This window comes from Acidobacteriota bacterium, from assembly GCA_016208495.1.
Lineage (GTDB): Bacteria > Acidobacteriota > Blastocatellia > Chloracidobacteriales > Chloracidobacteriaceae > JACQXX01.
Map to the genome: position 1 here is coordinate 118,887 of JACQXX010000028.1, position 12,204 is coordinate 131,090.

Here is a 12,204-nt window from a genome sequence, read left to right on the forward strand (position 1 = left end):
CTTTTCCTGAAATCCGATGCCGCGCGTTTCCACGCTTGAGTCTATTTTTGGGTGGCCAAAAAAATCACCACGGCAATTATCACGAGAACAACAATGGCGCCGATGATCATCATGGTTGAATTGGATTGTTTGGCGACTGGGTCAGCCGGTGGTGATGATGGCGCGGGAGCGTTGTTTTCCTTCGACGCGGCGGCTGGCGTCGCGTTGCCTCCGCCCCCTGATCTGACCGCCGCTTCTCGTTGCTGGGTGGCATACGAAATGGTCTGGGCACTTTGAACGGTGGGTTGTGGTATCGGCGAGGATGCGCTTGGTGTTTGAATGGTGGGCATGGCCGCCAGCAAGTCAGACTGGGCTGAAGCTGAGGCTGCTTTATTCAGATGGGACGTTGGTGCGGTATCGGCCACATTTTTCAGCGCTTTGAAAAATTCGTTGACGCTCTGGTACCGCTTATCAATGTGCGAGGCCAGCACTTTCTGCAAGACCGGGTCAATTCCGGTAGGGAGGAATGAAAATTTCTGTGATGGTGCCGGCAACTCTTTCATTTTCATTTCAAACAGGCGCCGCAGGTCTTCGCTGTCGTGTGGCAGTTGGCCGGTGAGCATCAAATGGGTAATGACGCCCAGGCTGTACACGTCTGCGGTGGGGCCGACTTGCAGGCCCATTAAATGCTCTGGTGCCATATAAATCGGCGTCCCAAACACTTCACCGACGGCGGTCAAGGCTGAAACCTGTTCATCCGGCTGGAGCAATTTCACAATCCCAAAATCGAGCAACTTGACCACTTCCTGGTCTTTTTTGGTGCTGATCATGATATTGGCCGGTTTGAGGTCGCGATGGAGGATGTTCTGGTCATGCGCCACGGACAATGCATCACAGAGCGGTTCCAAAATCTGCAGCACGCGTCCAATCGGCAATGGCCCGGAGCGGGCCAGGTAGACATCCATGGTCTCGCCTTCGACATACTCCATGACCATAAACAGGATGCCATCGTCGGTTTTGCCGAAATCGCTGACCTTGATGATGTTGGGGTGCGTCAACGCCCACCCAACCTTGGCCTCACGCTGAAAGCGTTTGATCAATTGTGTGTCATTGGCAAAATGTGGCGACAGCACTTTAATCGCCACATCGTTGCCCAGATGGATATGTTTGGCTTTAAAGACCGACCCCATCCCGCCACTTCCAAGGAGCTTTTCGATGCGATAGGTGCGGTTGATTTCTTTCCCAATCAGGTTATTGAAATACTCGCTCATGCAGTGTCACTTTCCTCCGTTGGCGGTCTCACAAACAACACGAAATCCAAGTTTATCGCTTTCGGCATAGGCTGGGAACTGAAGTGATCGGTAGGTTAACTGGTCAACCTGTTTCCCATCTGGATCAACCGTTTCGCCTCGAATCACACGGGCATTTGCCGAGTCTCCCAAAATACTGGTGTCCCACTTTGCGCCTGGGTAGGGAGCAATTGTTGACCCCGTCCATTCCCGATATCCGGTGAGCACATCCGAGGCGCCAAAATGACCTCCATCGCGGGCAATGTACTCCCATTCAAATTCAGTTGGTAGCCGATGGAGCCGGTTGGTTTGGACGGTGAGCCAGGAGCAGTAATCCTGACAATCTTCCCAACTCACCATCGTAACGGGTTTGTTGAGGAGGTCGCTGGGCGGGGTGGGGCCGTTCCAGTTTGATGGCGGGCGATGTTTGGCCAACCGGACGAATTCGGCATATTGCGCACTGGTGACCAGTTGTTTGGAAACCTGGAATTCGTCAATCGTCGTGGAATGCTCCGGTTGAGACAAAATACCGTACCCGCTGGCTTTGTTGGCGGTCATTGAGCCAATTTTGGTCACGCCGCTTCGGGCGGTGACCAGTTGTGGAATGAATTGCTCGGCAAGTTTGCCGCCTGGCTCAGCCGTCGCTGTTTCTGATTTGAACAGTTTGCGGAAATCGGGTGAAAACGCCCACAGGCCGCCAAATCCACCGCCCAACACCACCAGGATCACTGGAATCGCGACCCAGGCTTTTCCTTTTTGTGGTGGCGGCACCTCAATCCGCATGGTGGAGCCAACGTTCGGATCGGTTTGAGAAACGACCCGATTGGCAACGGTCACTCGTTGGGTGGAGGAAGGAAAGGAACCGGCCATTTCACCAAGGGTTCTCGTCCGTTTCACCAGTTCGGCTTCGATGATGGTGTGTTGTTCGAGTTCTTCGAGTGCCTGTTTAAAAGCGTGGGCTGATTCAAACCGGTCGTCTACTTCTTTGGAAATCGCTTTGAGGACAATGTCATTTAACCGGGGTGTAATATCAGGTCGGAGTTCGGTGAGCGGTTTGACGTTTGACATCAACACCAGCGGCAGCGTCTGGGTCAACATTTCATAAATGATCAATCCGATGGCGAACACATCCACCCGGGCATCAACGGTGCCACCAAACATCTGCTCGGGGGCCATGTACTTGGGGGTTCCTGGGAGAGCCGCCCCGGTCAGTGATTCGGCTTCGATTTCACCTGGCCGCTGGAGCAGTTTGGCAATGCCGAAATCCAGCACCCGCGCCATGATTTCACCGTCTGAAAGCTGCTGAATCATCACGTTTTCAGGTTTCAAATCCCGGTGAACGATGTTTTGCAGGTGGGCCGCGTGCAACCCGGCACACATTTGTTTGGCAATGTGGATGGTTTCTTTTTCGGTGAGTTTTCCTTTTTCGCGCATGAGCTGCCGAAGCGTGGTCCCCTCGATGTATTCCATCACGATGTAGGGCACATCTTTTGGCAGCACGCCGAAATCCGTCACCATCACCACGTTTGGGTGGTTGACCCTCACCAAAACTTCGGTTTCGCGTTTGAACCTCAGGACCTGATTGGCGTCTGAACCTGACCCGGACTCCACTTTATCGAAGTGCATCAGCTTGAGGGCAAAGACTTTGTTCAGGTTGAGGTGGGTTACACGGTACACCTTTCCCATTCCGCCTTTGCCAAGCAGAGAGTCAATTCGATATTTGCTGTCAACAATTGATCCGATGTAATCCCCGACTGGCGCCTCGCTCATGAAATCACCACAACTCAAAAAGAATATAAGTCTGCTCCGCGTCTCAAGCGCGGTTTTGCTTCGTTTTTTGGAAAACCAGCCAGATGCCCTGACCACGTTCTCATGAGAAAGAAGCTACGGTCTCGATTTTTAGAAAAAGCACCTGATTTCGGCCTTCCAAATCGCATTCGACTCAGAAAACAGGAGTCAGTTTTCCAAAAGCCTGTTGGTTTGGCCTGGGTGACAGGTGGGGATCACCTGCCATCAAGCAGAAAAACAAAGACCTAAACTCAAAAAATAGAATACTTTCAAGGCATGAGAAATGGGTCTTTGGAGCTTACAGTTTTTGCGTGTACCAGCCGTCGCCTCTGACGTTGGAAAACAATCCACGATGTGGTGAATGAGTCGTTGGGAAGCTTGCGACACGCTGTAAGGAATGAACCCAGACTGTAGCGCACCAAACCATATCTTTCAACGTTGTTGACAACGTTCCCCTCAAAGGGGTTCGCTTTGAAAGGAGTAACTTGAGTTGTCTCAAAGAGTTTATGCTTACTCAGGTTTGAAGCCAACAGATCCATCCGTTTTCGGGAGTGAATCTCAATCGGTCGTCAATCAAGTTTGACACTTTTGAATGAATAAGTGAAAAGTTGGTGTAGATTCAAAAGGTAGACGCCTGAACATATCAAAACCCTTTTGAGGTGTCTATCCTAAAGTCAGTTACAACTTACCTGAAAGGATGCAAACACATACACCAATGGGGAACTCACCGTTCGAACGCCTGGTTGAGGTCATGGCTCGCCTCCGCGCACCAAATGGATGCCCGTGGGATCGCGAGCAAACACACGCCACTTTGAAACCCTACTTGATCGAAGAAGCCTATGAGGTGCTTCAGGCCATTGATGATGACGATGACGAGGAATTGAAAGCCGAACTTGGAGATGTGCTGCTTCAGGTTGTGTTTCATTCGCAGATTGCGACTGAAACCGGACGATTTTCCGTGGATGATGTCATTGGAGTGTTATGTGCCAAGCTCATTCGCCGCCATCCACATGTTTTTGGAGAGACTGAGGTTTCCGGAACACACGAAGTGCTTCAAAACTGGGAATCCATCAAAGCCCAGGAGAAAGCCGCCAAAGCCGAGGCCACCGGCACCGCAGTTAAAAAATCCCAACCAGCTTCATTTTTGGACAATGTCTCGCCCAAAATGCCACCGCTCATCGAAGCCCGCCAGTTGACGGAGCGCGCGGCCTATGTGAAATTCGATTGGGAACGCCCTGAAGATTGTCTCGACAAACTCCACGAAGAAGTTGACGAACTCAAAGCCGAACTGACCGCACCAACCCTCAACCATCTGGCGATTGCCGATGAAGTTGGCGACCTGCTCTTTGTCGCCGTCAACATTGCCCGACTGCTCAAAGTTGACCCGGACAGCGCGCTCAAAAATGCCAACCGCAAGTTCCGCCGCCGCTTTGGCTATATCGAACAGGCTCTGGCCCGCGAAGGGAAAACTATTCAAGACAGTAATTTGGAAGAAATGGAACGCTACTGGCAGGAAGCCAAGCAAGGGGAGAAGTGACAAGGTGACAAGGTGACAGGGTGACCAAGTGACAAGGTGACAGGGTGACAAGGTGACAAGGTGACCTTTTGACAAGGTGACCAAATAACCAAATGAAAAGAATTGAGAGTCTGTCACCCTGTCACCTTGTCACCCTGTCACCTTGTCACCTTGTCACCCTGTCACCTTGTCATTTTGTCATTTCAGTCAATTTCCGTCACCAGCCGCCGCAACGCCTGGGCGGCGGTTTTGCAGCTTAACCGGTCAACATCACGATGGGTCACAAAGCGAATTTGGGTTGGACTGACCGGGCCGGTCAAGACTCCACGGTAGGCGAGCCGTTCACACACCGAAGCTGACGTGAGGCCCGTGCCAGCCACATCAACAATCACGATATTGGTGACCACCTGCGTGGGATCAACTGAAATTCCTGGCAAATCAGCGATTTCCTCGGCCAGAAACCGGGCGTTTTCATGGTCGTGAATCAGGTTTTGCGGGCTTTCTTCAAGTGCCACCAGACAGGCGGCTGCCAGAACGCCGACCTGCCGGAGACTCCCGCCAAGCATCTTTCGGTACACAATCGCCCGATCAATGACTTCACGGCTTCCCACCACCATTGAGCCAATCGGGGTGCCAAGTCCCTTTGAAAAGCAAAACATGACTGAATCAGCACCACGGGTCAGTTCAGCGACTGAAACACCAAGCGCTGTGGCGGCATTGAAGATTCGAGCCCCATCCAGATGCACCTTGAGTCCCGCTGCGTGCGTCTGCTCGCAAATGTGGCGAAAGGTTTCAACTGGCATGACCGTGCCACCCGCCATATTGTGGGTGTTTTCCAGGCAAACCATGGCCGTTTGGGCACGATAATAGACTTTGGGCTGAATGAGCGGTTCAATATCGTCCCAGGTTGGCTGACCCTGTTCGGCGTTGAACAGACGGGGAACGACTCCGGCAAAGGCCGCACCCATGCCGACTTCCCAGTTGTAAATGTGGGATCTGGCTTCGACGATGATTTCCTGTCCGGGTTGACTGTGGAGCTTGAGGCCGATTTGATTGCCCATTGTTCCCGACGGAACAAACAATGAGGCTTCAAAGCCAAAGAGTTCGGCTACCTGTTCCTGGAGCCGGTTGACGGTTGGGTCTTCAAAGTAGACGTCGTCACCAACAACGGCTTCGGCCATGGCCTGGCGCATGGCAGGTGAGGGTTTGGTGACAGTATCGCTGCGGAGGTCAATGGTGGAAGGCATAGGAATTAGGGTTCGGGGTTCGGGGTTCGGGGTTCAGGGTTCGGGGTTCGGGGTTCGGGGTTAGAAAGTATCGTTGAAATTTCTGGTGTCGAAATTCGCAAATGGGGGGCTACAATATCTTGTGGACTCCAGTTGTGCAATCCAGAGCGACCCACTAAAAGACAAGCAAAAAATAAATTCGAAAACCCTGAATCCTGAACCCCGAACCCCGAAACCCGAACCCCGAACCCCGAACCCCGAACCCCGAACCCCGAACCCCGAACCCCGATTTCCCACGAGGTTACAATGACCGACAATATTTCAAGAGCACGCACGTATCTTCAACCAGCCAAACGAGTTGCCATTCTTACCGGAGCTGGAATTTCAGCCGAAAGCGGGGTGCCGACGTTTCGTGGTGGAGGAAACACCGCTGTCTGGCGGGGACTGCCGGCAATGACGCTTTCATCTTCAGACCTTTTGGAAGACAACCCAAAGCTGGTGTGGGAATGGTTTGAATACCGACGCGGATTGATTGCTCCGCTCCAGCCCAACCCGGCGCATTACGCACTGGCGGCCTGGGAAAAGCACTTTCCAGAATTTCTGCTGATTACTCAAAACGTAGACGGTCTCCACCAGAAAGCCGGCAGCACCAAACTGGTCGAACTGCACGGCAATATCTGGCGCGGACGATGTGCCCAAACCGGCGACGTGTTTGAATTACCTGAAACGCCGTTGCCGGAATTGCCCCCGCGTGGACCACAAGGGCAGGTGCTACGACCAGATGTCGTGCTCTTTGGTGAATATCTTCCGCCAGGTGCGTTTGAAAAGGCCGAACAAGCCGCCGCAAACTGTGATGTGTTTCTGGTGGTTGGTACCTCAGCCGTCGTGTATCCGGCAGCGCAGCTACCAATGATTGCCTTGAGTTACGGCGCCAAGGTCATCGAAGTCAACCCGGAGGAAACCGAACTTTCCTCATCTGTGAGCCTGAGCCTGCAGGGAAAAGCCGGCGAAATCTTGCCGCAACTCCTGGATATATAAGCAGAAAACAGGATGAAGTTCAGGGTTACGCCTTTAGGCGGGGTTTTGAGATTGGGTTGAATCCCAACCTGGCCAGGTCCGTGGGCTTCGCACCACGGATATTCCACGACGTCCCTGCCGGGCTAAAATCCTTCGCCATGCGAAATCTTCAGCCTGAAAGAAAATATGACCAATCACTGGCGGGATTTTCACCAGCACCTTCAAAGCCTGGCAGGTGAGCATTCAGGAAAAATACTCGTCGGGTGTGCCGTTACCATCGAAGTCTTCCTTCTGGTTCTATGGTGGCTGGATTTTACGACAACTGGCGGTCTGATAAACTTTATTCTCGTTACTTTTCTGGCTGGAATGCTCTATGGCATGGCCGTTTTTACCGTTTTCACCCTCTCATCCTCGACCTCATCTCACGTGGTTCCACGCGCCGTGCTCTGGTTGATTGTGGCTGGTGGAATTGTGTTTCGGCTGTCAGTGATTGCCTTGCCGCCAGTGACATCTGACGACGTCTATCGCTATCTGTGGGATGGACGAGTTTCAGCCGCCGGTATCAATCCTTATCGCTACCCACCGCAGGCCAGAGAACTGGAACCCCTTCGCGACACAGTTGTTTACCCAAAAATCAACCATCCGGAATTGCGCACAATCTACCCACCACTGGCTCAGGTGTGCTTTGCCGCTGCTTACCGATTGGCCGGAAATGCCCTCTGGGGGATCAAAGGTCTCTTGTTTCTGGCTGAATGCGTCACGCTCTGGTTGCTTTTCAAATTGCTTGCTGCGAATTCAGGTTTAGCCAATCCGCTCTGGATTGTGGTCTATGCGTGGTGTCCCTTGCCGATTTTGGAATGTGGGATGGCTGCCCATGTGGATGGACTGGGAATCCTGTTTCTGGTGCTTTTTTATCTTTCAATCCAGCACAAACGAAGTTCGCTGGCGGCAGTGGCACTGGCTGGTGCCGTGCTGATCAAACTGGTGCCGGTGATTTTGCTTCCGTGGGTGTGGTTCCACGTGCCCAAAGCTGACCGCTGGCGGTTTGGGCTGATTTTTGGAACGCTGATAGTCGCCGGATACGCGCCGTTTATTGAATTTTCACGCGAAGTCGCAGTCATTCAATCACTTCTGGTGTATCTTGGAACGTGGTCGTTTAACGGCCCACTGTACGAATTGGGAAAATTATTGATTGGCGGGCCAATTTCACGAACATTGTGCGCCCTTGGGTTACTCTACTGGATTTGGAAGGTTTCAACCCGAGTTGAGCACTTCCAGGCTGCGATGTCTGGTTTGTGGTTTGGTTTTTTCCTGCTCACGCCGACAGTTTATCCCTGGTATTTGCTCTGGCTGGCAATCACGTTGAGCTGGTGCTGGTCAACATCGGGCTGGTGGTGGCTGGTGTCGTGTCCGGTGAGCTATCTGGTTCTGGTGACACGACTTGAAACTGGTCTCTGGCACGAATCATGGCTGGCCTACGTCATTCAGTATGTGCCATTGATGGTGATTGGTTGGCGGGAATGGGGAAGAGATAGGAGTCAGTAGTTGATAAGTCAGTAGTCAGTAGTCAGTAGTCAGTAGTCAGTAGTCAGTAGTCAGTAGTCAGTAGCCGAGTGTTGGGAATTGAGAAATTCTGTCAAGTGTACTCGGTTCTATTTGAGTCATTTAGGAACAATTCTTTTCAAGAATTCCGCAGATTTAACGATCCGGGTTTTATCTACTGACTTATCAACTACTGACTACTGACTACTGACTCATCAACTACTGACTACTGACATTTTTCTGAAAAATAATTTTCAACGTTTTGGCGCTTTGTTCGATATACCTCAATGAACACCAAAAAAATCCCAAAACAGTTTGGAAACGAGTGACGCCATGCTTTCGGAACTTACTTCTTTTGCCATGATTGCCCTGCGGTCGCGAGATGAGGCGCAAAAAAACGCCCAGCCCGTGGCGCAATCACTGGTGGCACGGGTCAAGTCAGGCGATACCCAGGCGTTTGAAGAGTTATTTATTCGCTATCAGCGGCAGGTGATGCGTACGGCCAGTCGGTTGCTCGGAAATGTTGAAGACGCTGGCGATGCCGTCCAGGAAGTCTTCCTCCGGTTGCACAAATACCTTCATCGGTTTGACGAAGAACGCGAATTTTCGCCCTGGCTCTATCAAGTGACAGTGAATGTTTGCCGGGAAATCGCTGCCAAACGACCTGGAAGCCAGATGCTGTCGCTAGACCAGGAACAGGAACGCGGCGCGCTCGACCATCTGGCCAGTGCGCACAACCAGGAACAGGAATTTGGCGCCGCCCAGGAACGCCGGATGATTGCTGACGCGATTGCTTCGCTACCGGAAAAGGAACGTGCCGCGCTGGTGTTGCGCGATTTAGAAGGACTCGACACCAGCGAAGTCGCCCGGTTGCTTGGGTCAACCGAAACAACGATTCGCAGCCAGATCAGTATGGCGCGGGTCAAGATCAAGAAATTCCGTGAGAAATGGCTCGGGAAGACCGGCTTCGGTCAAGCGGAAGGGAGGTCACGATGAATTGCCAGGAATTTGAATTCCACATTGCACTTTATGTTGAAGGTGACCTCACCGCTTCACAAGCCCAGCAGATTGAATCACATCTGGCAGTTTGTGAATCGTGCCGGGCGTTTGCCCGTGACCTGCAAACAAGCCAACTCGCGCTCAAAACGTTTGCTGGTGGAGACGTTGAAGATGCCGTGCTGGATCAGGTTCGGCATCGAGTGATGACCCAGATTCGCTTGCTTGAGCCGGTGAAACCAGGCTTTTGGGAACGGCTGGCGATGAGCTGGCGATGGCGCTTCGCACTGGCGTCGGTGCTGGTGGCGCTGGTGATGTTGCCGCTGGCAGTGGTGGTGTTTCAGCCCAAACCTGCAACGACCGTCAGAGTGAATAGCCCGATTGGACACTCTCCGGAGACAGCATCAACCGCTGCATCAACTCAGGTGGCCGACGATTCAAGTTCCGTCCCAACACCAGTTGCCAAAACCACGGCGCCAAAGACCATCCGGCGAGTTCATCGCCCACAACCACAACCTGCTGTTTCTCAAGAAGATATAAATGTTGCTGCCAATGCCGGACCAGTTCGATCACTTCCGGCCAACAGCGGTTTTACCGAAGATTCAATCCGTCCGTCAGATGAAGACAAAATGCGGGTTGAAATCCAGACCGAAGACCCAAACGTCCGCATTATCTGGTTTGTGGATAAGGAAAGTAGTAGTCAGTAGTCAGTAGTCAGTAGTCAGTAGTCAGTAGTCAGTAGTTGAGTGTTGGGATTTTGAATTCCATGTCAAGTGTATTTGGTTCTAGTTAAGTCAGTTAGCGACAATTCTTCCAAAAACTCTACAGACGAAAATATCCGGGTTTTATCTACTGACTACTGACTACTGACTTATCCACTACTGACTACTGACGAAATTGTCATCATTTCATTACAGGAGAAAAGTTTATGAAGATCAAAAATCTAACGCTCGTCGTGTGTCTGCTGGCGGCGTTGTTCGGAATGTCGTTTCAAGTCTCGGCCCAGTCGGCGGGAGGCGGCAATCCCGAACCTCCGTCGCCAGCCTATCCGAAGGATTTGAAGACCAAAATTCTGGATGTGAAGTTCAGAGACCCCCGAATGTTGGCCGATGTTTTGCGCGGGTTGTCGAGCGGGGCGCCATACAGCCAGGTTCAACAAAATTCTGAATTTAAAACCATTACCGTGCGCGATTTCCCGGAAAATATCGCCACAATGGAAGCGGCTCTCAAACGACTCGATGTGCTGGAAGATCAGCCTGCCAGCCTGGAAGTGCATATTCATGTGCTGGTTTCTTCAACTTCAGCAACTGATACCAGTACTTTTCCGGCAGAATTGGAGCCGGTGTTGAAACAATTACAAGGGGCACTCAAATTTCCCGGATATCGGTACGCCACTTCGTTTGTGAACCGGGTTCGAGCCGGAGGGGAAATTGAAGCGAGTGCATCAGGAGACCCATTGTTCCCAGTCGCTCCAAAATCCAAAGGACCGACTTATTATCAATACAAATTAAGGGATATCAGATTGGTAAAAGGTACTTCAGACCGGCAAACGATTCAGATTGATCGCTTTAACTTCGGGATACGGGTTCCCTACATGTCACGATTTGATAGCTTGGAGTATACCGATGCAGGTATCAATACCGCGCTGACAGTGCATGAAGGCGAGAAGGTCGTCGTTGGTACATCAAATTCACTTGATGGGGCAATCGTGGTGGTGGTGAGCGTCAAGCAAATTCAATGAAAACCAGGGCTTGAAGACATCGGGCTCAGGGCTTGGGGCAGAAAGATTCGCAAGCTCGGAGCAAAGGAAGGGATGAGGGATGAGGGATGAAGGATGAGGGATGAAATAAAACCAATTTCTTCAGCCCAATTTCTTCAGCCCGATGCCTTCAACCCGATGTCTCCAGCGCCAAATCTCACATTCCAAAGAGGCTCTTATGAAAATTCTATTTGTCACACTGTGTATTTTGTTCGGAATGTTGCCTGTTGCCGCCCAGGTTTCGGGCAATCAAACCTATTCACCTCAAAATCAAGGATCGAAACGCAATGTTCAGCCGATGGTGTCAGACGGACGCCCAACCGTAGACCGCGATCATCTCTTCGTTGATGCCAATATCCTGATAAATGTCAAAGCCGAAGAATTTGTCGCGATGTTTGGTGTGACTCAAGAAGCGGCAACTCCAGCCGAATGCAGTCAGAAACTGGATGCGAAAATTGCCGATTTCTCCAGCCGGATGAAGAGTTTAGGAATCAATCAGGCTGATATTTTTGTGGATTACACCACACAAAACCGAATCTATGATTTCAACCTTTCCAAAGGTATCGCTAAAGAAAAAGCCGCCGGGTTCGAAGCCAAACGCACGGTTTCGGTTCACTACACCAAAAGCGACCTGTTTGACCAGATTGTGGCCAATGCGAGTGCCGCAGGAGTTTTCGATCTGGTGAAGGTGGATTACATCGTCAAGGATGTCAGCAAAATTAAAAACGCGTTGCTCGAAGCCGCTCAAAAAGTCATCAAGGACAAAGAAGCCCGGTATGGCACGTTGTTTGGCATTAAAGTTGGCTCGCGAATGCAGGTTGATATGGAAAAATACAGTGTCTATTACCCGGCAGAACTGTACAGCACCTATACAGCCTATGAATCAGGTGCCGTCAGTTATTCGGCTGACACTCAGGAAGCGCGCAAAAGCCAGACCGTGTTTTTTAACCCTTTGAATGCTGATGGCTTTGACACGGTGATCAACCCGGTGGTGTTAGAGCCGGTGATTCAATTCACCGTGTTTTTGAGAGTGATATATCGGGTGGACTGATTTTCTAGGGTTCAGGGTTCAGGGTTCAGGGTTCAGGGTTC

Annotated in this window: 10 protein-coding genes; 7 read left to right on the forward strand and 3 right to left on the reverse strand. The window is 51.5% G+C overall.

What is annotated here, in order from left to right; all coding sequences use genetic code 11:
• Positions 1-41 precede the first annotated feature (41 nt).
• Together HY774_05115 and HY774_05120 are read right to left on the reverse strand one after the other, a co-directional pair.
• Positions 42-1,250 (reverse strand): serine/threonine protein kinase, encoded by a 1,209-nt coding sequence (locus tag HY774_05115; GenBank protein ID MBI4747844.1) that lies wholly within the window; start codon positions 1,248-1,250, stop codon positions 42-44.
• Positions 1,251-1,256: 6 nt separating this feature from the next.
• Positions 1,257-3,038, reverse strand: coding sequence for a protein kinase (locus HY774_05120; GenBank protein ID MBI4747845.1), 1,782 nt, complete (start codon positions 3,036-3,038; stop codon positions 1,257-1,259).
• 733 nt (positions 3,039-3,771) lie between these two features.
• Between HY774_05120 and mazG the strand changes: the two genes are divergently transcribed.
• Positions 3,772-4,593, forward strand: coding sequence for a nucleoside triphosphate pyrophosphohydrolase (gene mazG / locus HY774_05125; GenBank protein ID MBI4747846.1), 822 nt, complete (start codon positions 3,772-3,774; stop codon positions 4,591-4,593).
• A 182-nt stretch (positions 4,594-4,775) separates the two neighbouring features.
• Here mazG and HY774_05130 read toward each other — a convergent pair whose 3' ends face one another.
• Positions 4,776-5,819, reverse strand: a complete 1,044-nt coding sequence (locus HY774_05130; protein ID MBI4747847.1) for an aminotransferase class I/II-fold pyridoxal phosphate-dependent enzyme — start codon at positions 5,817-5,819, stop codon at positions 4,776-4,778.
• A 285-nt stretch (positions 5,820-6,104) separates the two neighbouring features.
• Between HY774_05130 and HY774_05135 the strand changes: the two genes are divergently transcribed.
• The 6 genes from HY774_05135 to HY774_05160 all read left to right on the forward strand — a co-directional run bounded on the left by HY774_05135 (position 6,105) and on the right by HY774_05160 (position 12,163).
• On the forward strand, positions 6,105-6,836 hold the full coding sequence (locus HY774_05135; protein ID MBI4747848.1) for an NAD-dependent deacylase: 732 nt from the start codon (positions 6,105-6,107) through the stop codon (positions 6,834-6,836).
• 165 nt (positions 6,837-7,001) lie between these two features.
• Positions 7,002-8,360, forward strand: coding sequence for a hypothetical protein (locus HY774_05140; GenBank protein ID MBI4747849.1), 1,359 nt, complete (start codon positions 7,002-7,004; stop codon positions 8,358-8,360).
• A 357-nt stretch (positions 8,361-8,717) separates the two neighbouring features.
• Entirely contained in the window at positions 8,718-9,353 is a 636-nt protein-coding gene (locus HY774_05145; GenBank protein ID MBI4747850.1) for a sigma-70 family RNA polymerase sigma factor, read from the forward strand.
• Complete coding sequence (locus HY774_05150) at positions 9,350-10,060, forward strand: zf-HC2 domain-containing protein (GenBank protein ID MBI4747851.1); 711 nt, start codon at positions 9,350-9,352, stop codon at positions 10,058-10,060. Before HY774_05145 ends, HY774_05150 begins: the two co-directional genes overlap by 4 nt.
• Positions 10,061-10,281: 221 nt before the next feature.
• The gene (locus tag HY774_05155) at positions 10,282-11,094 is read left to right on the forward strand and encodes a hypothetical protein (GenBank protein ID MBI4747852.1); all 813 of its coding nucleotides are present in this window, start codon (positions 10,282-10,284) and stop codon (positions 11,092-11,094) included.
• A 196-nt stretch (positions 11,095-11,290) separates the two neighbouring features.
• A complete protein-coding gene (locus tag HY774_05160; GenBank protein ID MBI4747853.1) occupies positions 11,291-12,163 on the forward strand; it encodes an SIMPL domain-containing protein in 873 nt (290 codons plus the stop codon).
• The last annotated feature ends 41 nt before the right edge of the window (positions 12,164-12,204 follow it).

Coding starts and splice junctions, on each gene's coding strand:
- mazG (MBI4747846.1), top strand. CDS start 3,772: ATGGGGAACTCACCGTTCGAACGCCTGGTTGAGGTCATGGCTCGCCTC.
- HY774_05115 (MBI4747844.1), bottom strand. CDS start 1,250: ATGAGCGAGTATTTCAATAACCTGATTGGGAAAGAAATCAACCGCACC.
- HY774_05135 (MBI4747848.1), top strand. CDS start 6,105: ATGACCGACAATATTTCAAGAGCACGCACGTATCTTCAACCAGCCAAA.
- HY774_05150 (MBI4747851.1), top strand. CDS start 9,350: ATGAATTGCCAGGAATTTGAATTCCACATTGCACTTTATGTTGAAGGT.
- HY774_05145 (MBI4747850.1), top strand. CDS start 8,718: ATGATTGCCCTGCGGTCGCGAGATGAGGCGCAAAAAAACGCCCAGCCC.
- HY774_05155 (MBI4747852.1), top strand. CDS start 10,282: ATGAAGATCAAAAATCTAACGCTCGTCGTGTGTCTGCTGGCGGCGTTG.
- HY774_05140 (MBI4747849.1), top strand. CDS start 7,002: ATGACCAATCACTGGCGGGATTTTCACCAGCACCTTCAAAGCCTGGCA.
- HY774_05160 (MBI4747853.1), top strand. CDS start 11,291: ATGAAAATTCTATTTGTCACACTGTGTATTTTGTTCGGAATGTTGCCT.
- HY774_05130 (MBI4747847.1), bottom strand. CDS start 5,819: ATGCCTTCCACCATTGACCTCCGCAGCGATACTGTCACCAAACCCTCA.
- HY774_05120 (MBI4747845.1), bottom strand. CDS start 3,038: ATGAGCGAGGCGCCAGTCGGGGATTACATCGGATCAATTGTTGACAGC.